The organism is Bacillus sp. IBL03825 (assembly GCF_024712505.1).
GTDB lineage: Bacteria > Bacillota > Bacilli > Bacillales > Bacillaceae_G > Bacillus_A > Bacillus_A wiedmannii.
On sequence record NZ_JAMXKE010000001.1, the window covers coordinates 628,397 to 654,615 of the forward strand.

Sequence of the window (26,219 nt, forward strand, 5' to 3'; positions counted from 1 at the left end):
ATAGTGGCGAAAGAAATTACGTTAATAAAAAAGAAAGTTGTAACAGAGGAAGAGCAGAAACAGCAAGTAGCAGATGAACTTCTAAATGAGTTATCTAATAATCGTGAAGCAGTAGAAGAAACGATGCAGCTTTTAGCACAGTTGCAGAAGGCTGGTATATTAGATGCGGCGATTAGTTTACTTGCTGCGAAGGAAGATGTTTCAAAAATCGCTGTGGAGCAATTAAATCGTGAACCCGTTAAAAATGCACTCAACAATATGATGGGGGCGGGGGAAGCGCTATCCGCAGTTGACCCAGAAGTAACGAAGCAAATCACATCGAGTTTAGTCACTGGATTGCAATTTGCTACAGATGAATTAAATAGTGGTAAAAAAACAAAAGTGATGGATTTCTTTAAAGTGTTAAAAGATCCAGATATCAATAGAGCCATTACATTCGGTTTTAGCTTCTTGAAAGCATTTGGGCAAGGATTAGAGAAAAAATAGAGTAAATGAAAAAAGTGATGGGAAGTAGCCATCACTTTTTTCATTGCATGTATAAGAGTGTTCATGTTAAGCGGAATATATTATTATTAAAAAGATGGATTGGAAATGGAAATATGGAATCCATCTCAAATATCGTTTTAGAATGTGGAGGAATATATGCAACACCGTAAAAGACTATCTATACCAGGGGTAATGGGACATTCCTTTCAAACAGTTAGGTTTGCTTTTTGGAATGTATTAACCTTTCAACTTGCTTATAAATTATTAGCAGCGATTGTATTTGTTCCGCTATTTGGGATTATTTTTAATAAGTTATTGTATTTTGGTGGTTATGCAAATGCGACGAATGATGAATTATTAGCGTTTTTAAAGACACCATACGGCATTTTGGCAATCGTAATTTTATCATTGTTAGCCCTGTTTCTTATCTTTACGGAATTTGCGGTACTTATTATTATTTCGTACTTCGCTCATAAAAGACAAAAGGTGAAATTACGTCCGATTTTATATAAAACTGTAACGTATTTACCTACTCTGTTCACATATTGCTTACCAGGATTTATTTTATATGCTGTCGTATTGTTACCTCTTTTAAATATCGGATATGAAACGGCGTTAATTCCGCAAATTCAAATTCCTAACTTTATTACAGGAGAACTGTTTAAGACAACGATGGGACAAGTTGGTTATTACACATTTTTTGCTGTAGTTGCATATTTGAACCTTCGCTGGATTTTTGTTCTACCTATTGTTGTTTTAGAGCAAAAGCCGTTTCGCGCAGCAGCACGTAAAAGTGCAACGTTAGTAAAAGAAAGTTTTTTTAAAGTACTATTCTTTTTAGTAGGATTTTTTATTTCAATAGGGATTGTGTACGGCGTATTTTTTGGAATGTATTTATTGTGTCTATGGGGCATGTACGAATTTACAAATCCACAGGGAACATTTGCATTATTAGCGGAATCAACAATGTCTGTATTTTTAACGAGTACATTGTATTTATTTAGTTTTATCGTGACGCCATTTTATATTATGGCAATAACACGATTATATTTACAAAAGGTTCCGGTTGAAGATGTTTTATTAGAAGAAGGATTAGATTATTCGAAAACAAAAGCAGATAAATGTTTCTTCCAAAAACATCGTTGGAAATTTATTGGCGTATATATTGTAGGAATTATTACTGCTGGAATGGTTGTTGCCTTCATTGTTACCTTTATTACAAACACATATAAAGAACCAATTATTATGGCTCATCGTGGTTATATTTCAAAAGGTGTAGAGAATACGAAAGAAGCTGTGCAGGGGGCTATTGATGCGAAAGCAGACTATGCTGAAATTGATGTACTGCAAACGAAAGACGGTGAACTAGCAGTTATACATGATTTGAAGCTAAAACGTCTTGCAAATGCTAATGTTCATGTGTCAGATTTAACGATGGACGAGTTAAGACAGCTTACCCTTAGTCAAGATGGGTTTTCAGGACAAATCAGTACACTTGATGAGATCATTAAGCTGTCAAAGAACAAAATCAAACTTAATATTGAAGTGAAGCTTCATGGTGGCGAAAAAGATTTCGTAAACAAAGTATTAAAAGTGATTAAAGATAATGAATTTGAGAAACAATGTGTCATTCAAACGTTACACTATCCGCTTATTAAAGAGTTTAAACGTGCAAATCCAAATATAAAAGTAGGATATATACTGTATGCAAGTAGAGCCAACTTAAAGAATGTGAAGGCTGATTTTTATGTAGCAGAAGAATACATGTTAAATAAGAAATTAGTAAAAGAAGCAAGAAAGTTAAACAAGCCGATTTACGTATGGACGGTAAATGATATGGAAAGTTTAAAGGGATATTATAAATTAAACGTAGATGGTATCATTACCGATTATCCTAAAGATGCACGTGAAACAATTAAGATGTTAAAAGAACAAGAAGCGGAAGAAAGTGATCTGTTTGATAAAATTAGTGAAACAACAGATGATTTATTTTCCAAGTTATTTATAAGTTACCCAGCTGTTGGCTAGATGCCCGCAGCTGTTTTTTTAGGAAAAGAATATATCTCTAAAGTATTGTACAAATTAAGAACTGTATATGTATACGGAATCACTCGGGTTTCTTACATTGTTACATTATTGTCGAATAATAAATGATTATTGCTTATTTTTAATGAGTATAATAAAAATAGAGTGATAGATAATGAAATGTAACGAAGATGCTAATAGAATCAATGTTCCATATATTTACACTATTCTAAATATATAAACTTTAAAAAAATGATATGTTAGCGTTTTCATAATTTTTAAGTTATGCTAGAATAAGGACATAAGTTATTAATTATTACAAAAAGAAAAAAGACTTTCTTTTTTCTGTTAATTATAAGGGGGCATTTCATTATGCGTATTGGGGTACCAGCAGAAATTAAAAACAACGAAAACCGTGTGGCAATGACACCAGCAGGTGTTGTACATTTAATTCGTAACAATCACGAAGTATTCATTCAAAAGGGTGCAGGTCTAGGATCTGGTTTCACAGATGCTCAGTATGTTGAAGCAGGAGCGAAAATTGTTGATACGGCTGAAGAAGCTTGGAACATGGAAATGGTTATGAAAGTTAAGGAACCAGTTGAAAGCGAATACAAACACTTCAGCGAAGGTTTAATCTTATTCACATACTTACACTTAGCTCCAGAACCAGAATTAACAAAAGCGTTAATTGAGAAGAAAGTTGTTGCGATTGCATACGAAACAGTACAATTAGAAAACCGTTCTCTACCATTACTTGCACCTATGAGTGAAGTAGCTGGTCGTATGGCTGCACAAATTGGTGCACAATTCCTTGAGAAAAACAAAGGCGGTAAAGGTATCTTACTTGCAGGTGTTCCAGGGGTTAAACGTGGTAAAGTAACAATCATCGGTGGTGGACAAGCTGGTACAAATGCTGCTAAAATTGCAGTTGGACTAGGTGCGGATGTAACAATCATCGACTTAAGTGCAGAACGTCTTCGTCAATTAGATGACATTTTCGGAAACCAAGTAAAAACTTTAATGTCTAATCCTTACAATATTGCAGAAGCTGTAAAAGAGTCTGATCTTGTAATCGGTGCAGTATTAATTCCAGGTGCAAAAGCGCCAAAACTTGTAACAGAAGAAATGATTCAATCAATGGAACCAGGTTCTGTTGTTGTAGATATCGCGATTGACCAAGGTGGTATTTTCGAAACAACTGACCGTATTACAACTCATGATAACCCAACTTACGAAAAACACGGCGTTGTTCATTATGCAGTTGCAAACATGCCAGGTGCGGTTCCACGTACATCAACTCTTGCATTAACAAACGTAACAGTACCATATGCAGTGCAAATTGCTAACAAAGGCTACAAAGAAGCTTGCCTAGGCAACTCTGCATTACTAAAAGGTATTAACACATTAGACGGCTATGTAACATTCGAAGCAGTTGCAGAAGCTCACGGTGTAGAGTACAAAGGTGCTAAAGAATTATTAGAAGCAGAAACAGTATCTTGCTAATAGAAGCATTATACAAAACAAAATCGAACAATATATAAACCAACATGATAAGAGCTAAGAGTGAAGATCTCTTAGCTCTTCTTGGCAAAAGGGGGCATACATCGTGGCCAACCTATTTAAAAAGAAATCCGTTACGCAATTGTTAGGGGAAAGTAAAAGTAAAACTTTAACGAAAACGCTAGGGGCATTCGACCTAACAATGCTAGGGATTGGTGCGATAATCGGTACAGGAGTTCTAGTATTAACAGGATTAGTAGCAGCAAGAGATGCTGGTCCAGCAGTTATTTTTTCATTCATGATTGCAGCAATTGTTTGTGGATTTGCAGCTTTATGTTATGCAGAGGTTGCATCTACACTTCCTGTTTCAGGTAGTGTGTACACATATTCATATGCAACAATTGGTGAGTTTGTTGCCCATTTAATGGGATGGACATTGTTATCCGTATATGTCGTAACAACTGCCGCAGTAGCTGGCGGATGGACGGGTTATTTCAATAACTTAGTTAGTGGATTAGGACTTGAAATTCCTAAAGCCTTGTTAACGATTCCATCGCAAGGTGGTATGGTGAACTTACCCGCAATTATCGTTACGTTGGTGATAACTTGGTTATTATCACGAGGTACAAAAGAAAGTAAGCGTGTGAATAACATAATGGTATTAATTAAAATTGGTATTGTTGTTTTATTCATTGCAGTTGGTGTATTCTACGTGAAACCAGAAAACTGGATACCATTTGCACCGTACGGCATAAGTGGAGTTTTCGCCGGAGGAGCAGCAGTATTCTTCGCTTTCTTAGGATTTGATGCATTAGCAACTTCTGCTGAAGAAGTAAAAAATCCGCAACGTGATCTGCCGATTGGTATTATTGCTTCATTAGTCATTTGTACAATCATTTATGTTGTAGTTTGTCTCGTTATGACAGGTATGGTTTCTTATAAAGAATTAGATGTACCAGAAGCTATGGCATATGTGTTAGAAGTTGTAGGACAAGACAAAGTAGCAGGTATAATCGCAATTGGAGCTGTAATTGGTATTATGGCTGTAATTTTTGCTTACATTTATGCAACAACACGTGTATTCTTCGCGATGAGCCGTGACGGTTTATTGCCAAAATCATTTGCAAAAATTAATAAAAAGACAGAAGCACCAACATTTTCAGTTTGGTTAACAGGAATTGGTAGTGCATTAATTGCTGGATTTATCGATTTAAAAGAATTGTCAAATTTAGCGAATATTGGAGCGTTATTAACATTTGCGATGGTGGGTGTAACTGTCATCATTCTTCGTAAAACACATCCGAAATTACAACGCGGATTTATGGTACCACTTGTACCAATCTTACCGATTATTTCAGTTGCATGTTGTCTATTCTTAATGGTAAATTTACCGTTAAAAACATGGATATACTTCGGTGTTTGGTTAGCAATTGGGGTAGTTGTATACTTTGTATATTCGAAAAAGCACAGTCATCTAAAAGAAGATGGAAGTTCGCAAGATAATTTAGAAAAAGCTAATTAAAGGGATATAAGATAGTAAGCCTTGTGCGTCTAGGGAGCGCGCAAGGCTTTTTTCTTTTGTGCAAAATGTACATCCATTTTTCGTATGAGAATGTAATGGATGCGGAAAATATGTGTACGCCTTATTAAAATGTGAACAAAATGTTCGGAAAAATGTATGGGATTTCATTGACACATATGAACAGACGCTCATATAATAAGAGTATAAGATATATGAATGATTGTTCATATGTTCAAATAAAGAGGTGAGCTATAATGGCTGGAAATAAAGTAGAAACACCACAAGAGACATGTTCTCAAACGATAATTCATGAAGAAGTTGTTGATCAAGTAAAACAAACAATTCCAACTGATGAAAGTTTAAGTAAAGTAGCAGAATTATTTAAAGTATTAGGCGATCGTACACGGACGAGAATATTACATGCATTATTTGAAGCTGAAATGTGTGTTTGTGATTTAGCTTATTTATTAGGAATGACACAATCATCTATTTCGCATCAGCTTCGTGTGTTAAAGCAAGCGAAACTTGTAAAGAATCGTAAAGAAGGAAAGGTCGTTTATTATTCATTAGCTGACCAGCACGTAATTCATATCTTCGAGCAAGCGTTTGAACACGTAAACGAGGAAGAATAAAAAGAACGCGAGGAGGGAGAACGATGGCTGAAGCATTAGTGAAAAAGAAACTGGTGTTAGAAGGTTTAGATTGTGCGAACTGTGCAATGAAAATTGAAAAAGGCGTTGGGAATATAGAAGGAGTAAATTTTTGCTCTGTAAATTTCGCCACAAAAACAATGGTTTTAGAAACAGCACAAAATAAAGAAAGTGAAGTTGTTACAGAAGCAAAACAACTCGTTACAAAATTAGAACCGCATATTAAAGTACAAGAAGAACAAAAAAATAAAGTTGCAAAAGAAGTATTTATATTAGAAGGTTTAGATTGCGCGAATTGTGCGATGAAGATTGAAAATAAAGTGAAGGAAATGCCGGCTGTTTCAGCAGCAACTGTTGATTTCGTATCGAAGAAATTAAGAGTTGAAGTAGCGAATAAAAGAGAATTAGAAGCGACTGTAGCGAATATAACGAATGTCGTGCAAAAGTTAGAACCAGATGTGAAAGTTGTTCGTGAAGAAAAAGGTGGTCATGACCACGGACATAGTCACGACCATGGTGAAGCAAATGTGAAAAAGATGGTAGGACGATTAGTGGTCGGCGGAATTTTGACAGCAATTGCTGCATTAGCTGGCTTACCACAAATGATAGCAATTCCGTTATTCGTCCTTGCGTATTTATTAATAGGCGGAGATATCGTTTGGAGAGCGGTAAGAAACATAACTCGCGGCCAAGTGTTCGATGAGAACTTCTTAATGGCAATTGCAACACTAGGAGCTTTTGCGATTCAACAATATTCAGAAGCTGTTGCGGTAATGTTATTCTATCAAGTAGGGGAACTATTCCAAAGTATTGCGGTCAATCGCTCCCGAAAGTCAATTACTTCATTAATGGATATCCGTCCTGATTATGCGAATGTGAAGGTTGGAAATGAAACGAAACAAGTATCACCAGAAGATGTACAAATCGGCGATTATATTATCGTGAAGCCTGGTGAGAAAGTACCATTAGACGGAAAAGTAGTTGAAGGAACATCAATGGTAGATACTTCAGCATTGACTGGTGAATCTGTACCACGTGAAGTCGAAGTTGGAAATGATGTATTAAGTGGTTTTGTGAACCAAAATGGTGTATTAACAATTGAAGTTACAAAAGAATTTGGTGAATCAACTGTATCAAAAATTTTAGATTTAGTTCAAAATGCAAGCAGTAAAAAAGCGCCAACAGAAAACTTTATTACGAAGTTCGCGCGTTACTATACTCCAGTTGTAGTTATTACAGCAGCGATTATGGCGTTTATTCCACCACTTATTTTAGAAGGAGCTACATTCTCAGAATGGATTTATAGAGCTTTAGTGTTCTTAGTAATCTCTTGCCCATGTGCGTTAGTTGTATCAATTCCTCTTGGATTCTTTGGAGGAATTGGTGGTGCATCTAAAAGTGGTGTGTTAATAAAAGGAAGTAACTATTTAGAAGCTTTAAATGATGTGAAATATATTGTTTTTGATAAAACGGGAACATTAACAAAAGGTGTCTTCAAAGTTACAAAAATGGAACCAAGCGAAGGCATTAAAAATGAAGAATTATTAGAGTATGCAGCATTTGCTGAAGTGTATTCTAATCATCCAATTGCACAATCGATTCGAAAAGCATATGGAAAATCAATTGATGAAAAAATAATCGATGAGTATAACGAAATTTCTGGTCATGGTACATTCGTAAAAGTACAAGGAAAAGAAATTTTTGCAGGTAATGCTAAATTAATGAGAAAAGAAAACATTACATTTAAGCAACCAGAAACGGTAGGTACATTAGTTCACGTTGCCGTAGATGGGGAATATGCAGGTTATATCGTTATCTCTGATGAGGTAAAAGAAGATTCAAAACAAGCAATTCAAAAATTAAAAGAACTAGGTATTAAGAAGACAGTCATGTTAACTGGTGATGCAAAAGCAGTTGGTGAAGCTGTCGGTAGGGAATTAGGTTTAGATGAAGTCCACGCAGAACTATTACCGCAACAAAAAGTAGAAGAGATTGAAAAAATTGATGCGGCGAAGAGCGGAAAAGAAAAAGTTGCTTTCGTTGGTGATGGTATTAATGATACACCGGTATTAGCAAGAGCAGATGTTGGTATTGCGATGGGTGGTTTAGGATCAGATGCAGCGATTGAGGCAGCAGACATCGTTATTATGACTGATGAGCCTTCAAAAATTGCAACAGCCTTAAACATCGCAAAACGTACACGACGCATTGTATGGCAAAATATCATCTTTGCATTAGGGGTAAAAGGATTAGTTTTATTACTGGGTGCTTTTGGTATTGCAACAATGTGGGAAGCTGTCTTCTCAGATGTCGGTGTGACACTACTTGCAGTGTTAAATGCAATGCGTGTACTACGAGTGAAAGATTTATAAAAAAGAGGACGCAACTTGCGTCCTCTTTTTTAGGTTATTTTGTTGAAATTGACTCAATAAAATAATAACAAATATTATTTTATAAATAAATAACGTAATATTAAAATTTACAAATAAAAAATATTTGTCGTACTATTTTAATATATTTTTCACAAAGATACATATCGTATTGAAAAAACAGAGAAGGAGAAGCTTCTCTGTTTTATTTTTGTATATTTTTTTCAACTTGTTCTCGAACAGTTTGAATGTAATTCATTTTATGATCCCAACATTCTTGACTTAAATCGACAGGGTACTCTTCGGGATTTAAAGTTCGCATATACTCTTCCCAAAATAGTGCGAGACTCTGTTCATTATATTTTTGAATATCTAATATACCTGGTAGTTCATATGTTCTTTCGCCGTTAACGAAAATGTCTTTATGCAGTTCGCGAGCTTCAAAGTTTGTTACAAATTTACTTATATACGTGTGAACAGGATGAAACATTTTTAAACGTTCTTCTTTTCCAGGTTCTTCAGAATCTAATGCAATATAATCGCCTTCTGCATGATCATTAACTCGATTGATAATGCGATAAATTCGTTTCAGTCCTGGAGTCGTAATTTTTTCAGGGTTAGATGAAATTTTAATTGTATCATTTAACTTTCCATCCGTATCTTCAATCGCCACTAGTTTATAAACAGCCCCTAATGCCGGTTGCTCAAAGGATGTAATTAATTTTGTTCCAACACCCCATACATCAATTTTTGCTCCTTGAGATTTCAAATGCATAATTGTGTATTCATCTAAATCGCTAGAAGCAATAATTTTTGTATGTGTAAACCCAGCTTCGTCTAGTAGTTTTCTGGCTTTTTTAGATAAATAGGCCATATCACCACTATCAAGGCGAATGCCGTAAAAATCGATACGATCTCCAAACTCTTTCGCGACGCGAATTGCATTTGGAACACCTGATTTTAAAGTATCGTATGTATCAACGAGAAAGACACATTTTTTATGGGTTTCAGCGTATTTCTTAAACGCGACATATTCATCGCGATACGCTTGAACGAAAGAGTGAGCGTGTGTGCCGGCTACAGGTATCCCGAAGCGTTTTCCAGCACGAACGTTACTCGTAGACGAGAATCCACCAATAAAGGCAGCACGTGTGCCCCAAAGAGCTGCATCAAACTCGTGGGCTCGTCTTGTACCAAATTCTAAAAGTTCATCATTATTTGCAGCATGCTTCATACGAGCAGCTTTTGTTGCAATTAATGTTTGGTAATTCACAATGTTTAACAGGGCAGTTTCAATAATTTGTGCTTCACCGAGCGGTGCATCAACACGTAATAAAGGCTCGTTATTAAATACAACTTCACCTTCTTGCATACTTCGAACCGTCCCAGTGAATTTCATATTTTGTAAATAATGAAGGAATTCTTCTTCAAATTGTAATTCTGCTAAATAAGCGATATCGCTTTCGGTAAAGCTGAAGTTTTCTATGTACTCTACAATCTTTTCAAGGCCAGCAAAAACAGCATAACCGTTCTCGAATGGAAGTTTTCGAAAATATAAATCAAACACCGAGCGGCGATTATGAATACCATCTTTCCAATATGTATAAGCCATATTAATTTGATATAAATCTGTATGTAAGGCATAGCTATCGTCTTTATAATAAGTCATCGCGAAAACACCTCCATAATTTGGTTATAGTATATCAATTTTTCACCGCTCGTAGCAAAGAATGGATATGAAAGTATAGTCAAGAGGGAAAAAAATGAAATAATGCATATTTTTTAGAAAATTAACATTTATCAATTTATATTTCTCAAGATTTTATGTATTATTAGAGTAATGGGGTAATGAGAATGGAGGAGGACAATGCAACAAACATTAGAAAAAATAGGCAAACAAGTCTTTTATAAACGGCTACAGCAAAAAATGACACAAGAAGAATTATGTCAGGGCATTTGTTCTGTCTCATACTTAAGTAAAATCGAAAATGGAAAGATCGAGGCATCAGAAGAAATTCTACAATTGCTCTGCACAAGGTTAGAAATTGCCGTGACGGATTTGAGAGATGTAGAAGAAGATGTGAAGGGGAAGCTAGATGAATGGTTGAATGCACTAGTTCATTTGGACAAGCCACAAGTAGAGCGCATATATGAAGAGTTGCAAGGTGAAATGAAGCATGTTTTGGATTTTGAAATTATAAATTATTATAAACTGCTTTATACGCGTTATTTAATTATGAAACGAGATTTTCTTGCTGTTGAAGAAGAGTTGGAAAGATTGAAAAAAGTTTACAAGAAATATTCACCTTTTCAGAAGATGTTGTATACGTACAGTAAGGCATTGTTACTTAGTCTGCAATATAAGCATAAGGAAAGTTTGAAGTATTTAATTGAAACGGAAGAAATGGCTAAAGAGCAAGGGTATTATGAAACTGGTATATATTATAACTTGAGCCTTGCGTATAGTCACCTAAATATACCACATTTAGCCATGCACTTTGCTAACATTGCCATGGAAGGGTTCCGTAACGAATACAAATTCCGTTATGTAATAAATTGTCAAACGATTATTGCTTTAAGTTATGTGGAAAAAGCACAGTATGAAGAAGCTCTAAAGATTTATGAAAGTATATTAAGAGAAGTGGATTCTTTTGCGGAAAAAGACATGATTAAAGCTATGACTTTAAATAATATGGGAGAATTATACCATTATAAGAATGAGCATGATAAATCAAAAAACTATTTTCTTCAAAGTTTCCAATTACAGCAGACTGTCAATATGAATTATATTGAAACAATTTATGGTTTGGCTAAACAATCTATTCATCTTAAATGTTATGAAGAAGCACAGAAATGGATAGAAAAAGGGATTGAGTGTTCACGTAGTGATGAAAAATATAATAAAATGATTTATTCATTCTGTATATTTAAGTATAAATATTTTGGGGAATCCCAAGAGTTTAAGAGATTTTTAGAGAATGAGGCTATTCCATTCTTTAAGAGTGTGGGTAGTATGAAAGAATTAAAAAATGCCTATTTAGAATTAGCAATGTACTTAGAGAATGAATTTAAGTACGAGGAAAGCAATAAATATTATAAAGAAGTTATTAAAGTTTTGGAAGAAAGGGAGGAATTGAATTGAAAAAACGTATATATGGTGTAGTAGGATTGGGAATAGTAGCGATTCTTTCTTTAGGAGTTAATTATTCTAATCCAGACATATATGGAGTAAAATCCTTAAAAGAAGGATCAGTAAATTACTCTAATCCAGATATTTATGGATTGAAGTCTGTAAAAGAGGAGAATATACAATATTCTAATCCGGATATTTATGGCTTTAATTTTTCAGAAAAAAGTTTCATAAATTATTCTAATCCAGATATTTATGGTTAAGAAAATATTGAAAAACCCCTTTCTAATCGGAAAGGGGTTTTTCAATATTTGTTCTCCAAAATCCTACAAAACTTGAGAAAAAAATTATTTGAATTTTTAGTATATTAATAGTGGAAACATAGTGCTACGATAAAACTACTCTTTTTCAAAAAAAATTTTTATTAGGGGGAAGGTTCATGAAAAAGAAAAGTTTAGCGTTAGTGTTAGCGGCAGGAATGGCAGTTACAACGTTTGGAGGGACAGGCTCTGCGTTTGCAGATTCTAAAAATGTGCTCTCTACGAAGAAGTACAATGAGACAGTACAGTCACCGGAGTTTATTTCTGGTGATTTAACTGGAGCAACTGGTAAGAAAGCAGAATCTGTTGTGTTTGATTACTTAAACGCGGCAAAAGGTGATTACAAGTTAGGGGAAAAGAGTGCGCAAGATTCTTTCAAAGTGAAACAAGTGAAGAAAGATGCTGTAACTGATTCAACAGTAGTACGTATGCAACAAGTATACGAAGGAGTACCTGTATGGGGATCTACGCAAGTAGCTCACGTAAGTAAAGATGGTTCTTTAAAAGTATTGTCTGGAACAGTTGCGCCTGATTTAGACAAAAAGGAAAAGCTGAAAAATAAAAATAAGATTGAAGGCGCAAAAGCAATTGAAATCGCGCAGCAAGATTTAGGTGTAACACCGAAATATGAGGTAGAACCAAAAGCGGACTTATATGTATATCAAAATGGTGAAGAAACAACATATGCATACGTTGTAAATCTAAACTTCTTAGATCCAAATCCAGGAAACTACTATTATTTCATTGAAGCAGACAGCGGTAAAGTGTTAAATAAATATAATAAACTTGATCATGTAGCAAATGAAGATAAGTCACCAGTTAAGCAAGAAGCTCCTAAACAAGAAGCGAAGGCGGTTGTAAAGCCTGTAACAGGGACAAATAAAGTGGGAACTGGTAAAGGGGTATTAGGAGATACAAAGTCGCTTAATACAACGTTATCTGGATCATCTTACTACTTGCAAGATAATACGCGCGGAGCAACGATTTTTACATATGATGCGAAAAATCGTTCAACATTACCAGGAACATTATGGGCAGATGCAGATAATGTTTTCAATGCAGCGTATGATGCAGCGGCAGTAGATGCTCATTACTATGCAGGTAGAACATATGATTATTATAAAGCTACATTTAATAGAAACTCTATTAATGATGCAGGAGCTCCGTTAAAATCGACAGTTCATTACGGAAGTAAGTATAATAATGCGTTCTGGAATGGCTCACAAATGGTATACGGAGATGGAGATGGTGTAACGTTTACTTCATTATCTGGTGGAATTGATGTAATTGGTCACGAATTAACGCATGCTGTTACGGAAAACAGCTCAGATTTAATTTATCAAAATGAATCAGGAGCGCTAAATGAAGCAATTTCTGATATTTTTGGTACTTTAGTAGAATTCTATGATAACCGAAACCCAGATTGGGAGATTGGTGAAGATATTTATACGCCTGGTAAAGCAGGAGATTCGCTTCGTTCTATGAGTGATCCGGCGAAATATGGTGACCCAGACCATTATTCTAAGCGTTACACTGGTTCAAGTGATAACGGTGGAGTTCATACGAACAGTGGTATCATTAACAAACAAGCTTATTTATTAGCAAATGGCGGTACGCATTCTGGTGTAACTGTAACTGGTATTGGTAAAGATAAGTTAGGTGCAATTTATTACCGTGCAAACACACAATATTTCACGCAATCTACTACATTTAGCCAAGCTCGTGCTGGTGCAGTACAAGCTGCAGCTGATTTATATGGTGCGACTTCTGCGGAAGTAGCAGCAGTGAAGCAATCATTTAGTGCTGTTGGTGTAAACTAAGGGTTTAAGAGAGTATTATTAATAAAATACTTCAAAAATAAAGAAGGAGCCTATGCTCCTTCTTTATTTTTTTCTCCATTTTTTCCACAAATAAAACAATCCAACACATCCTGCGATTGTTACAATCCACTTTGCTTCATTCGTTCCATTTATGACGTGGTAGGCAGAATATACTTCAATCAATAAGGCCGGTATTTTCCCTATTGTGCTGGCAATACTGAAAGAGAGTAGTGACATTTTGCCTAGAGCGGCAAATAAGGTAACGATACTTGATGGGATGAAAGGTATGAATCGAAACGATAGAACGAGTAGAAAGGCCTCTCTACCTTCTACATAAAGTAGGCGTTCTACCTTTGGATACTTATTTACTTTGTTGTGAGTGAATTTCTGAAGGCCTATACGATAAATATAAAACGAGATAATAGCCCCTAATGCCTCACCTGCGATCGAAATAATGGTTCCGTTTGTTACACCAAAGAGCTGTATGTTAATAGCGGTCAAAAAAATACTAGGGATAAAACCTAAAAGACTGATGATGATGTTAATTAAGATACTAAGTGGAATTGCGATTGAATAATAGTCTGTTAAGAAGTTTTGAATTGTTTCAGCCATTGTTTAAAATCCTTTATCTTTTTTTGCATTACACCATATTTCTATTGTGTAGGCAAGTGCAAATTTACATAATGTAGGAAACTGTTGATAAAACACTGTTTATATACCTTATATAGGTATTGGGTATATAAAATGAGGGGTATATTTTTCTGGTTTGGAAAACACTAAACAAACCCTGTATTTACAGGATTTTCTCGGTTTTTTAAGTGGTGTTTTAAGTCGGGAAATAATCGGTAAAATATAGGGGTATATTTCGGAGAAGTTCCAAAATAGTGGTTTGATGAAATTAGGGTGGTAATATGGCAAAATTGATGAGGAATTTTAAAAATGTATATGTTTTTTCGTTGTGAAATTGACTTTTAGTGAAGTTGCGATAATAATCATGGAAGAGGTGATATGATGAAACGAATAAGTAGTCTTCTCTTGAGTAGTTTATTGGCATTAATGCTGATCTTAAGTGGATGTGCAGGAAAAGAACAAAAAACAGAGAAACAAACAGGGAATCAATCGACATCAGTAGAAAAAATTAGTGATAATATTTTAGATGAAATGGAAGGGCCACCTAAAAATGGTCATACGATTGAAAGACATGTAGGAAAATCAGAAGAGGATTTGAAGAATCGCTTGAAGACAGATAAAGTATCAGCGGCAAGTACATACTATGATAAGGAAACAGCGACGAAAGCTGTAAAAGATAGTTTGAAGCAGCATGATAAGGAAATTCAAGATTGGTTAAAAAATTCTAAAGAGGCTCGTCTCGTATTAAATACAACTCATTCATTCCCAGTTGGAAAAACGGTAATAAAGAAAAATATGAATGTAAAAGACAAGTTAGTAAAAACTGTTACTGTTTTGGCGAGAGATAAGTCAGGAGATTTAGGATATAAGATCATTACTTCTTATCCATCTGATAAATAAGAAGGGGGAGTAAATATGTATACGACATTACAATATTTTCTCAAATCGTATTGTACGTTAAGTATCCATGAGGATGAAATAGTAGGCGTGATGGAAGAGTTTATAGAGCAAGAAGATGAAGAAATTGTTTTGAAATTACGCGATGAATTATTATATATGAAGAAAAAGAACGCTTGGGAAGAGGCGTGCGTATTAGCTGCGAAGCAAGGAAATCGCATGTGGTCTTTAGAAGAAACGAAAGACCATCTTGAAGCTTTTTTACTATTATTGCAAAAGAAAAAGGCGTGAATAGATCACGCCTTTTTTGTTTGCCAATTTGATGGTGTCTCATTGTGTTGGGGCACTTTTATATACGCTTTTTGAAATTTGTCCATTTGATACTACTTCACCGTTTTGTGTTACCTTTTTATACGTAACCGCTGTTATTTTATCACCAGTTCTACTAACTACTTGAGAAGAAACTTCAACATTTTTACCAGTATTTGTACCAAAAATGCGAGTAGTAATACTACCGCCATTTGAAAATGCTTGAATATAAATATGATTGCCTGTATTGTTTTTAAATTTTAAATCCGGACCATAATCTGCCACTGCTGCATCTTGCCCAAGTGGTAAATAATTTACGGGCATAGAATGATTGCTTCGAGAAACAATTCCTAAATCTGCTCTTAAAGCTGCGCTATATAAAGTGCTACTAACTTGGCAAACGCCTCCGCCTGCACTTTGTATAACTTTACCTTGTGAAAATACTGCTGCGGATTTATAACCATGGGCAGCATCCGTTACGCCAACGCGGCCATTAAAACTAAATGTTTCATCAGGTGCGACAATAACTCCACTTAAAGTATTAGCTGACTTATTTACGTTATAGGACTGGTTTCCATTTCGACCAGCCATTGGAGTTGAATATTCAGCAATTACTTCTTTAATCCCCATTTTTTGTATATCTTCTGTAGAACGCTCAGGTTTTAAGAGTGTAACTGGTAATGTAACGTCCGATGAGCCAGAAGTAATGGCCTGCTGCGTTAAATCAGTTAATTTTCCTTTATCAATTTTTTCTCCATTTTGACTTTGGCTAATATGTACTGTAGAGCCTTCAACACTTAATTCTGCATTAACAGGATTTTTTAATGTGTCATTATATTTATCCTTCATAAAGCTTTCATAAGCAGTTGTATTTAATTGAGCTGTTAATTTATAGTCACGTTTTAATTCACCGTTTTCGGCCTGCTTCCGCATTTGGTAACGATTCATTGCGTTTCCTTCTTGTTCTTTAAAGATTTTGTCAATAATATCTTTTTCCTTATAATTTATCCCTAAATCTTTCCATGTGTACGTTTGTTTATCATTTTGGAATATGTAGGTAAGAGATTTTTGGTCTAATTCAGTTACCTTTTGATTAATAATTGCTTGAATATCTTTTTTATTTTTTCCATCGAGAGAAATACCTTCAAATGTAGTATTTGGTAATGCAGTAGTATCTAATTGATTATTTAGTTTGGATACATATTGATATCCACCAACACCGCCTACACAAAGTAATATGCCTCCAGTAATTGCAGAACCGATCAGTATTTTACTTAGCTTCATGTATTTCCCCCCAGAAATTTTTGTATAAATATATGTATTACATTTTTTGTATAAAAATGATGAAAATAACATTATGTACGTACTAGTATACTATTATTTCCACTATGTGTGTAATGTTTTTATAAAAAACGTTACACTGTTGTAATAATTGTCTCTTTTTGTCACAATATGCACGAGAAATATGTTGAAAATTATAATAAAAAGGCTGACTAGAAAGATCTAGCAGCCTTTTTATTATAATTTTTTATGTTCATTTTTATTCGTAACACCGAGGTGTTCTTGTAGTGTTGTCGAAATATTATTGACGCTTGTTTCATTTGGAACGTAATAATAAATACCACCTATATATTTATCAGTACCTTCTACTTGCAGTTTGTCCATTTTTAAATTGGAATCCATTGAATTTTTGGCAATTGTCATCATGTCATCAAAAGTTAAATTTGTTTTTAGGTCTTTATCGACAGCATCTAATAGGCCACCGATTTTATTAATAGAATTAAGAGAAAGTGCTTTTGCAGCAATAGCTTCTAAAACAAGCTGTTGTCGTTGACCGCGCATATAATCACTGTCGATATGACGAGTTCTAGCTAGTGCTAATGCCTCTTCTCCATTTAAATGTTGACGTCCTTTTTTCAGATGAATAGCATCTGCTTCGTCTTTACTATTTTGTTCTGTAAACTCAACCGGAACATCGACAGTAATACCACCAAGAGAATCGACAATTTTGATAAATGATTTAAAGTTGAATTTTACATAGTAATCAACTGGAACATCTAAAAATTTCTCCACGGTATCAATTGTGCTATCCACACCACCGAATACGTGCGCATGTGTAATTTTATCGTATTTATCACGTGATTTAATGTAGACACGTGAGTCACGTGGAATGCTGACAAGTTTAACAGATTTATCGTTTTTATTAATTGTTGCAAGTAATAGCGCATCCGTACGAGTTGCTTTTCCGTAATTCTTGTCCCTAATATCACTTTCATCAACACCCATAATAAGTACGGAAATGTTGTCAGTCATAGGTTTCACGGCTTTTTCACGTTTGCTGGATTTATCCCCGCGGCCCAGTTCGGAATAGGCATTACTTAATACAGACTTTGCTTTACTGTATATATGGAAGGAGTAACCTCCTGTTCCAAGTGCTATAATCAGTAATGGAATAAGAAGGAACCAGAGTAGGCGTTTTTTCTTTGAGCGTCCTTTTTTGGCTCGGGTGTCTTTGTTCATATCGGATTTCATCATTTTTCTCCTTTAAAACTATCAAAGTGTATACATCTAGAAGCACATTCAAACACATAAAAAATATTGTACGCTAAAAAAAAGCGATTGTACATGTATAAAAAATAGATGTCTTGATTATTTATAAGATATCTATTCGTTATTGTATACAAAAGATAGGGATAAGAAAATGATAAAATTTTACCTAATTACAACATAATGCTTACGATAATTGCAGATAAAATGCTAACGAGGGTAGCTCCATATAGTAATTTAAGGCCAAATCTGGCAACGACGTTTCCTTGTTCTTCGTTTAATCCTTTTACTGCACCTGAAATAATGCCGATAGAAGAAAAGTTGGCAAAAGAAACGAGAAAAACAGAAATGATCCCCACTGTACGGGGAGAAAGGCTATTAGAAATTTTACTAAGGTCCATCATTGCTACAAATTCATTCGTTACAAGCTTCGTTGCCATAATGCTACCAGCTGTGACAATTTCAGAACTTGGTACACCGATAAGGAATGCAACAGGCGCAAATACGTAGCCAATTAATTGCTGGAAAGTAATGCCGAATATAATGAGGAATAGGTCATTAATGCAGCTAATTAATGCGACGAATCCGATGAGCATAGCGCCGACAACGATGGCTACGCGAAAGCCATCTAGAATGTATTCTCCAAGCATTTCAAAAAAGCTTTGCTTTTCGCCTTTAATTTCTAAAATATCTTCGTCATCTTTAACGTCGTAAGGATTGATGATGAGTACGATAATAAAACCACTAAATAAATTGAGAACGAGTGCGGTTACTACATATTTAGGCTCGATCATAGTCATATAGGCACCTACGATAGACATAGATACGGTTGACATGGCAGAAGCACAAAGTGTATAAAGACGGTGTTTTGGAATTTGAGCTAATTGCTTTTTAACTGTAATAAAAACTTCTGATTGGCCGACAATGGCAGAGGCGATAGCGTTGTAAGATTCTAATTTCCCAAGACCATTGATTTTGCTAAGGAAGTAACCGATCCAATGAATAAAAAATGGTAGTATTTTGAAATGTTGTAGTATACCAATTAAGACGGAAATGAAGACAATTGGTAATAATACAGTAAGGAAAAATGACATTTCACCTTTATTGGCAAGACCGCCAAATACAAAGTTTATACCATTAGCAGCATACTCGAGTAGCTTTGTAAACAGACTGGAAATGACCCGAATAAGTATGAGGCCGATTTCTGTATTTAATAATAAATAGGTTAAAATCAACTGTATAATAAGCATGATGAAAATTGGTTTAAATTTAATATGTTTCTTATTGTTGCTAGCAATATAAGCAAGGAAGAAAACAACGATAAGTCCCACGAAAAAAGTAATAAATTTCATAGTAAGCCCCCTAAAAGAGATATTCTGCTATATATGTTTTTCATTTCAAGGGAGAATATGCATCTTTGGTAAAGAAAGGAATAGAGAGAGCATGAAAATATGTAGAGTGCACCACGTTGCAATTATTTGTTCGAATTATGAACTGTCAAAGGATTTTTATACTCGGATATTAGGTTTTAAAGCGATAAATGAAGTATATAGAAAAGAACGAGATTCTTATAAGTTAGATTTATGTGTAGGGGAAGAGTATCAAATTGAATTATTTTCATTTCCTAGTCCACCTGAGCGCCCAAGTTTTCCAGAAGCAGCTGGACTTAGACATTTAGCATTTGCTGTTACAAATATAGAAGAAGCTGTAAACCATTTAAAACAATGCGGTGTGGAGACTGAAGCGATACGTATGGATGAAATTACGGATAAAAAATTTGTCTTTTTCCAAGATCCTGATGGCTTGCCTTTAGAATTGTATGAGGCTTGAAATTGGTGAATTTTATATAGGGTTGCTTTCAAATAAATGAAGAAACTAAAGTGAAACTTCTTTTTTAAAGGAGGTGTAACTTTAGCTAAGAAAGCTAAAGGACATATGTGGATATTTTAAAATTATTGATGGTAGCCATCCTTATTGCGTTAACAGCATTTTTTGTGGCTGTTGAGTTTGCAATTATTAAGGTGCGTAGCAGTCGTATTGATCAACTCGTTAGTGAGAAACGACGAGGAGCATTGGCAGCAAAAAAAGTAACTTCGAATTTAGATGAGTATTTATCAGCATGTCAGTTAGGTATTACAATTACTGCTTTAGGGCTTGGGTGGTTAGGCGAGCCGACTATAAAACATTTACTCGAGCCGTTGTTTTTAAAACTACACCTATCTCCTGCAATTGCAAGTACAGTTTCATTTATTATTGCCTTTGCAGTTATTACGTTTTTACATGTTGTCATTGGTGAACTTGCTCCGAAGACGCTCGCTATACAAAGGGCAGAGCAAGTTAGCTTATTATTATCGAAGCCAATTATTTACTTTTACCGAGTAATGTATCCGTTTATTTGGGCTTTAAATGGTTCTGCAAGGCTTGTGACAGGGTTATTCGGATTACATCCGGCTTCTGAACATGAAGTTGCTCATTCGGAGGAAGAATTACGATTAATCTTATCCGAGAGTTATGAGAGCGGAGAGATTAATCAAAGGGAATTTAAATATGTAAATAATATTTTTGAATTTGATAATAGAGTAGCAAAGGAAATTATGGTACCTCGTACGGAAGTTGTAGGTTTATATGAGGACGAACCATTTGAAACACATATTAAAATAATCGCACAAGAAAAGTACACGAGATATCCCGTATTTGGTGAAGATAAAGATGAAATTATCGGGATGGTGAATGTAAAGGATTTATTTATTCGTTATATGGATGGTAATCGAGACGAGGGGTGCTCGATTACGCCATATACAAGGCCAGTTATTGAAGTATTAGAAAATATCCCTATTCATGATTTGCTATTACAAATGCAAAGAAAACGAATTCCATTAGCTGTATTATATGATGAATATGGTGGTACAGCGGGAATCGTTACACTAGAAGATATTTTAGAAGAAATTGTTGGAGAAATCCGAGATGAATACGATGAAGATGAACACCCGCCTATAGAGCATATAAGTGAAGGGTGTAAAATCGTAGAGGGAAAAGTGCTTATTAGTGAAGTGAATGATGTATTTGGCATACACTTAATCGCTGATGATGTAGATACAATCGGTGGCTGGATTATGGTACAAAAGCAAATCGTTGCTGAAGGAGATAGTATTGAAAAACACGGCTTTTCTTTTAAAGTTCTTGAAAAGGATATGCATCAAATTAAACGAGTGGAAATAAAGAAGGTAGAAGAATGATTTTCTATAAATTTTTATAAAAGATATATATAGAAAAATAAATGTTTGCGCTTTCAAAAAAGGTGCTATATAGTGAAGGTGGATACTGAAAACTTCTTCTAAATGATACTCGTATTTTTAGAGGGCGGATTTTTTAGATAAGGATTTAGAATGAAAAGTATAGGTGATGAAAATGATAGCAACGAAGGATATACGTATAGAAAAAGATTTTTTAGGCGAAAAGGAAGTACCGAGTATAGCTTATTATGGGGTACAAACATTACGTGCTGTAGAAAACTTCCCGATTACAGGATATCGTATTCATCCGTCACTCATTACGGCAATGGCAATTGTGAAAAAAGCGGCGGCACTTGCAAATATGGATACTGGTTACTTAGCTAAAGACATTGGACATGAAATTGCAGAAGCAGCGCAAGAAATTGTTGATGGAAAATTCCATGATCAATTTATCGTGGATCCAATCCAAGGCGGTGCTGGAACTTCTATTAATATGAATACAAATGAAGTAATTGCTAATCGAGCGTTAGAACGTATGGGATATGAAAAAGGCGAGTATGCGAAAATTAGCCCAAACACGCATGTAAACATGGCTCAATCAACGAATGATGCGTTTCCAACGGGAATTCATATTGCAACTCTTATGATGTTAGAAGAACTTCTTATTACAATGGAAGAACTTCATGCTGCTTTCCGTGCAAAAGCAAAAGAGTTCGACCACGTCATTAAAATGGGGCGTACACATTTACAAGATGCTGTTCCGATTCGTCTTGGACAAGAATTTGAAGCGTATAGCCGAGTGCTTGAACGTGATATAAAAAGAATTAAACAGTCTCGCCAACATTTATATGAAGTGAACATGGGGGCGACAGCTGTTGGTACGGGATTAAATGCAAACCCTACGTACATTGAACAAGTAGTTAAACATTTACGAACATTTAGCGGATTCCCACTTGTTGGTGCAGAGCATTTAGTTGATGCAACGCAAAACACAGATGCATATACAGAAGTATCTGCAGCATTAAAAGTATGTATGATGAATATGTCTAAAATTGCGAATGACCTTCGTATTATGGCATCTGGTCCACGTGTTGGATTGGCAGAAATTCAATTACCAGCTCGTCAACCAGGTTCATCTATTATGCCAGGTAAAGTAAATCCTGTTATGGCAGAAGTAATTAATCAAGTTGCTTTCCAAGTAATTGGTAATGATCATACAATTTGCTTAGCATCAGAAGCAGGCCAATTAGAGTTAAACGTAATGGAGCCTGTACTCGTATTTAATTTAATTCAATCTATTAGTATTATGAATAACGGATTCCGTGTATTCCGTGAATATTGTATTAAAGGAATTACAGCAAATGAAGAATTGCTGAAGCAATATGTTGAGAAAAGTGTTGGAATTATTACAGCAGTTAATCCTCATATTGGTTATGAAGCAGCATCTCGTATTGCACGTGAAGCAATTGAAACAGGAAAATCTGTTAGGGAGTTATGTTTAGAACATGGTGTACTGACAGAAGAAGAATTGGATATTATTTTAGATCCATTCGAAATGACGCATCCTGAAATTGCTGGAGCTTCTTTATTAAAGAATAAGAAGATGTAATGTGAAAAAACACCGATCCATTTGGATCGGTGTTTTTTTTTTAAAAGATATTAAATACAGAGTTTAATTGAAGTAAGCTAATAATAGCTAGGAAGATTAAACTGTATTTCATTGCTGTTTTAAATAGGGCAGATTCTTTACCAACTAGTCCAACTGCTGCACAAGCAACTGCCACAGATTGTGGTGAAACCATTTTTGCCATTGTACCACCTACTACGTTTAATGCAACAAGTGTAGAAGGAACGATGTTTAATTGATCTGCAGTTACTGCTTGAAGCGGTGCGAATAATGAACCACTTGATACTACTGATCCTGTAATGAATACGCCAATCCATCCTAAGATTGGAGAAAGAACTGGGAATGCATTACCAGTAGAAGAGAATGCAAGTCCAAGTGTAGATGACATACCAGAGTAGTTCTCTACGTAAGCTAAAGCGATAACGCTACAGATTGTATATACTGGAGCTTTTAGTTCTTTCATTGTTTCTACTACTAATTCTTTAACCATTTTACCTTTTACGCGGTACACGATAAGTGAAACGATAATTGCCAATACGATTGCAGTAGTTGTAGAAGAGAATACATCGAACTTGAAAACAGCTGCGAAAGGTGTATCAGCTTTTGTAATTGGTGTAGTTTTCATAACAGCATTATGAAGACCAGGGAACTGAATGTTAAATACTAAGTTTGCTAGTGCACCATCTGGAGCAAATAAAGCTTTAATTGGTTTTAAATTAAAGATTGTTACGAATGCAGTTAAGAATACGAATGGAGACCAAGCATATAAAATTTGATTGAATGTATGAGATTCTTGTTTTTCTTGTTTTTCTTCTTTAGTAGAAGATTTTGGTTGCCAAACACGTAAGAATAATGCTAGAGAAACCATACTTACAACGGCTGCGAAAATATTAGTAAGTTCTGCACCTAAGAAGTAAGTCACAAGGAACTGAGTAATAGCGAAAGAAGAACCACTTACAAGAATACCTTGCCAAGTTTCTTTAATACCTTTAATTCCATCAACCATTGAAACAAGTAAGAAAGGTAAAACAATACTAATGAATGGTAAAATAAGAACAGTTTGACGACCGATAGTTAATGCGTCTAGCTCAGTTAATTGTGCTGGTACTGTAACTGGGATACCCATGGCACCCATAGCACCACCAGCGATGTTAGCTACTAAACAAATACCCGCTGCTTTTAATGGATTAAAGCCCATACCTACAAGTAATGCAGCTGTAATAGCAACTGGAACCCCTAGACCAGCTGCGCCTTCTAAGAAAGCACCGAAAGAATAAGCGATTAATAATACTTGTAAACGTTGATCATTTGTAATGCTTGAAATACTATCACGAATGATGTTGAATTGCTCTGTTTTAACAGTTAATTTGTAAAGGAAAATTGCTGCGATAACGATAGTACAAATTGGATAAAATCCAGATAAAACACCGAATCCGGCAGATGCTACAGCTACGGTTGCTGGCATTTTATAAACGAATATAGCAAGAATAATAGCGACAATCACACTGTAAAGACCAGCCATGTAACTTTTCATTTTCAGTCCCATTAAACAAATGATGAAGCAGAAAATTGGAAGTGCTGCGATTAGTGCAGATAACCAAATATTGTTTAATGGGTCATAAATTTGTGTCCAAGTACTCATAATAATGACAACTCCTATCTATTTTTATGTGAAGAAATTCACATTATTTGTGAAACAATTCACAATCAACTTACATGCTTAGTATATTCTCCTTCAACACTATTGTCAACGTAAAAAAGTATAATTATTCCATAATAGTGTTAAAAGAATGCTTTGTTCATAAAGTAGACAAAAAGCACACTCAAATAGATTTGAGTGTGCTTTTTGAAGTTATTTCGATATTATTTTGTTTGTTCGTATATCATTGATTCTATATATTAGATGACGTCTTTACATCAAGTATATAGGGTGTTGGAATACTTAAGCTTTGATAGGTGGTCACATGCTCGCCCGAGTTGATCTAGTAAGGCAGAGAAAGCAAATGCATTTAATAGGAAGGATTTCATCACAGTCCAAGCTATTGAATACGAATTTAAAAAGAAATAAGTTAATTTTTAATGTTACAGTATCTCTTTTTACTGAAAATTCCTTTTAGCATAACAAAGAGGTTAAATATAACCCAAATACGTTACGATAGGTTATCAATTATAGACAGTATTTTACAATATCATTACTGTACGTTGCAGTGAGGTGAAAATATAACAAAAAGCCTGATAAAACAACGTTTGTAAGCAAAGTATTCATAGCCCTTACTTTTGCTTTTTCATTATATCATATAGTATAATATTCAAAATCAGCAAGGAATTTTTCCTGAATTCTTTTCTGATAAAGGTGGAAAAAATTTTCAGCTTTATAGGTTGATAAAGTTATGTCGTAACAGGAAATATAAGAACAGATATATAAATAAATAAAAAGAAAATAAAAACGAAAATGAGGGGAACTTTATGAGCCAAAATCAATTCGAATGTCGTATTTCAGAAGAAGATGTACAAATGTTAAGAGCGTTAGCGCATCCGTTACGTTTACGCCTAGTAATGGAACTAATGCAACGTGGAACTTGTAACGTAACACAATTACAGGAAGTGTTAGAAATTCCACAATCAACGGTTTCGCAACATTTAACGAAATTAAAACAAAATAAAGTAGTGCGCTTTGAAAGACGAGGACTAGAAGTGTATTATCAAATTCATAATGATAAAGTAAGTGAAGTTGTAAAAACATTATTTTCTTAAAATTTGAATATTATGGAAAAAGACGTATGGGATCTACGTCTTTTTTTATTTGTCAGAAAGGTGATATGAGAGTAAATGTTAGCATGTAAGGAAGAAAAGGCTATCAATTAACATGTTGTTATATGGAATATATTCTAAAGGGAAAAGAAAAGATAGAAGGGAGTGTAGTAAGGAAAAGGAGGAATAGTAGTATGGATGTAAAACGTGTGAAACAAATCTTATCTTCTTCAAGTAGCATTGACGTTACATATGAGGGCGTACCAGTATGGATTGAGAGCTGTGACGAGCAGAGTGGAGTTGCTCAAGTATATGATGTATCTAATCCTGGAGAAAGCGTTCACGTGAACGTGACGGCTTTAGAGGAGAAGTAATAGAAAAGACGCTTCTAAAGGTTTAG

The 26,219-nt window shown here is 34.8% G+C and carries 22 protein-coding genes; 16 read left to right on the top strand and 6 right to left on the bottom strand.

From position 1 onward, the window contains the following. Nucleotides 1–3: 3 nt before the first annotated feature. The 6 genes from NHG49_RS03315 (at nt 4) to NHG49_RS03340 (ending at nt 8,558) form a co-directional block, all read left to right on the top strand. Complete coding sequence (locus tag NHG49_RS03315) at nt 4–486, top strand: helical membrane plugin domain-containing protein (protein WP_001040525.1); 483 nt, start codon at nt 4–6, stop codon at nt 484–486. A gap of 156 nt (nt 487–642) precedes the next feature. Then, nucleotides 643–2,514: a glycerophosphoryl diester phosphodiesterase membrane domain-containing protein gene (locus NHG49_RS03320; RefSeq protein ID WP_064477126.1), complete on the top strand. Its 1,872-nt coding sequence runs from the start codon at nt 643–645 to the stop codon at nt 2,512–2,514. 369 nt (nt 2,515–2,883) lie between these two features. Then, nucleotides 2,884–4,017, top strand: coding sequence for an alanine dehydrogenase (gene ald, locus NHG49_RS03325; RefSeq protein WP_001219749.1), 1,134 nt, complete (start codon nt 2,884–2,886; stop codon nt 4,015–4,017). A gap of 103 nt (nt 4,018–4,120) precedes the next feature. Next, nucleotides 4,121–5,536, top strand: a complete 1,416-nt coding sequence (locus tag NHG49_RS03330) for an amino acid permease (protein ID WP_064477125.1) — start codon at nt 4,121–4,123, stop codon at nt 5,534–5,536. A 254-nt stretch (nt 5,537–5,790) separates the two neighbouring features. Further along, nucleotides 5,791–6,168 (top strand): ArsR/SmtB family transcription factor, encoded by a 378-nt coding sequence (locus tag NHG49_RS03335; protein WP_000918377.1) that lies wholly within the window; start codon nt 5,791–5,793, stop codon nt 6,166–6,168. Between the two features lie 23 nt (nt 6,169–6,191). Further along, a complete protein-coding gene (locus NHG49_RS03340; RefSeq protein WP_258125553.1) occupies nt 6,192–8,558 on the top strand; it encodes a heavy metal translocating P-type ATPase in 2,367 nt (788 codons plus the stop codon). Between the two features lie 202 nt (nt 8,559–8,760). Here the strand turns inward: NHG49_RS03340 and NHG49_RS03345 are convergent, their stop codons facing one another. Next, entirely contained in the window at nt 8,761–10,224 is a 1,464-nt protein-coding gene (locus NHG49_RS03345; protein WP_064477123.1) for a nicotinate phosphoribosyltransferase, read from the bottom strand. A gap of 198 nt (nt 10,225–10,422) precedes the next feature. Here NHG49_RS03345 and NHG49_RS03350 point away from each other — a divergent pair, with 198 nt between their 5' ends. The 3 genes from NHG49_RS03350 (at nt 10,423) to NHG49_RS03360 (ending at nt 13,825) form a co-directional block, all read left to right on the top strand. Next, on the top strand, nt 10,423–11,697 hold the full coding sequence (locus NHG49_RS03350) for a helix-turn-helix domain-containing protein (protein WP_064477122.1): 1,275 nt from the start codon (nt 10,423–10,425) through the stop codon (nt 11,695–11,697). Next, the gene (locus NHG49_RS03355; RefSeq protein ID WP_064477121.1) at nt 11,694–11,948 is read left to right on the top strand and encodes a Phr family secreted Rap phosphatase inhibitor; all 255 of its coding nucleotides are present in this window, start codon (nt 11,694–11,696) and stop codon (nt 11,946–11,948) included. Before NHG49_RS03350 ends, NHG49_RS03355 begins: the two co-directional genes overlap by 4 nt. Before the next feature lie 176 nt (nt 11,949–12,124). Continuing rightward, nucleotides 12,125–13,825 (top strand): M4 family metallopeptidase, encoded by a 1,701-nt coding sequence (locus NHG49_RS03360; protein ID WP_064477120.1) that lies wholly within the window; start codon nt 12,125–12,127, stop codon nt 13,823–13,825. Between the two features lie 63 nt (nt 13,826–13,888). On the opposite strand, the gene NHG49_RS03365 is transcribed toward NHG49_RS03360, so the two are convergent. Continuing rightward, nucleotides 13,889–14,437, bottom strand: a complete 549-nt coding sequence (locus tag NHG49_RS03365) for a TVP38/TMEM64 family protein (protein ID WP_088046990.1) — start codon at nt 14,435–14,437, stop codon at nt 13,889–13,891. Nucleotides 14,438–14,836: 399 nt separating this feature from the next. On the opposite strand from NHG49_RS03365, the gene NHG49_RS03370 reads away from it, so the two are divergent. Both NHG49_RS03370 and NHG49_RS03375 read left to right on the top strand, forming a co-directional pair. Next, nucleotides 14,837–15,355: an RNase A-like domain-containing lipoprotein gene (locus NHG49_RS03370; protein WP_064477118.1), complete on the top strand. Its 519-nt coding sequence runs from the start codon at nt 14,837–14,839 to the stop codon at nt 15,353–15,355. A gap of 15 nt (nt 15,356–15,370) precedes the next feature. Next, nucleotides 15,371–15,643, top strand: coding sequence for a hypothetical protein (locus tag NHG49_RS03375; protein ID WP_000288799.1), 273 nt, complete (start codon nt 15,371–15,373; stop codon nt 15,641–15,643). Between the two features lie 39 nt (nt 15,644–15,682). On the opposite strand, the gene NHG49_RS03380 is transcribed toward NHG49_RS03375, so the two are convergent. The 3 genes from NHG49_RS03380 to NHG49_RS03390 form a co-directional block, all read right to left on the bottom strand. Then, nucleotides 15,683–16,945, bottom strand: coding sequence for a VanW family protein (locus tag NHG49_RS03380; protein WP_098103379.1), 1,263 nt, complete (start codon nt 16,943–16,945; stop codon nt 15,683–15,685). Between the two features lie 234 nt (nt 16,946–17,179). Further along, nucleotides 17,180–18,196, bottom strand: a complete 1,017-nt coding sequence (locus tag NHG49_RS03385) for an LCP family protein (protein ID WP_305037809.1) — start codon at nt 18,194–18,196, stop codon at nt 17,180–17,182. Nucleotides 18,197–18,381: 185 nt separating this feature from the next. Continuing rightward, nucleotides 18,382–19,560 (bottom strand): NupC/NupG family nucleoside CNT transporter, encoded by a 1,179-nt coding sequence (locus NHG49_RS03390; RefSeq protein WP_064477115.1) that lies wholly within the window; start codon nt 19,558–19,560, stop codon nt 18,382–18,384. Between the two features lie 91 nt (nt 19,561–19,651). Between NHG49_RS03390 and gloA2 the strand changes: the two genes are divergently transcribed. The 3 genes from gloA2 to aspA all read left to right on the top strand — a co-directional run bounded on the left by gloA2 (nt 19,652) and on the right by aspA (nt 23,050). Next, nucleotides 19,652–20,038, top strand: a complete 387-nt coding sequence (gene gloA2, locus NHG49_RS03395; protein ID WP_064477114.1) for an SMU1112c/YaeR family gloxylase I-like metalloprotein — start codon at nt 19,652–19,654, stop codon at nt 20,036–20,038. Nucleotides 20,039–20,145: 107 nt separating this feature from the next. Further along, nucleotides 20,146–21,444: a hemolysin family protein gene (locus NHG49_RS03400; protein ID WP_098103380.1), complete on the top strand. Its 1,299-nt coding sequence runs from the start codon at nt 20,146–20,148 to the stop codon at nt 21,442–21,444. 172 nt (nt 21,445–21,616) lie between these two features. Then, nucleotides 21,617–23,050, top strand: coding sequence for an aspartate ammonia-lyase (aspA, locus tag NHG49_RS03405; RefSeq protein WP_048562862.1), 1,434 nt, complete (start codon nt 21,617–21,619; stop codon nt 23,048–23,050). Nucleotides 23,051–23,090: 40 nt separating this feature from the next. On the opposite strand, the gene NHG49_RS03410 is transcribed toward aspA, so the two are convergent. After that, a complete protein-coding gene (locus NHG49_RS03410; RefSeq protein ID WP_258125555.1) occupies nt 23,091–24,710 on the bottom strand; it encodes an L-lactate permease in 1,620 nt (539 codons plus the stop codon). 824 nt (nt 24,711–25,534) lie between these two features. Here NHG49_RS03410 and NHG49_RS03415 point away from each other — a divergent pair. Next, nucleotides 25,535–25,822: an ArsR/SmtB family transcription factor gene (locus NHG49_RS03415; protein WP_000081429.1), complete on the top strand. Its 288-nt coding sequence runs from the start codon at nt 25,535–25,537 to the stop codon at nt 25,820–25,822. 191 nt (nt 25,823–26,013) lie between these two features. Continuing rightward, nucleotides 26,014–26,193 (top strand): acid-soluble spore protein H, encoded by a 180-nt coding sequence (locus NHG49_RS03420; RefSeq protein WP_000382688.1) that lies wholly within the window; start codon nt 26,014–26,016, stop codon nt 26,191–26,193. Nucleotides 26,194–26,219 lie beyond the last annotated feature (26 nt).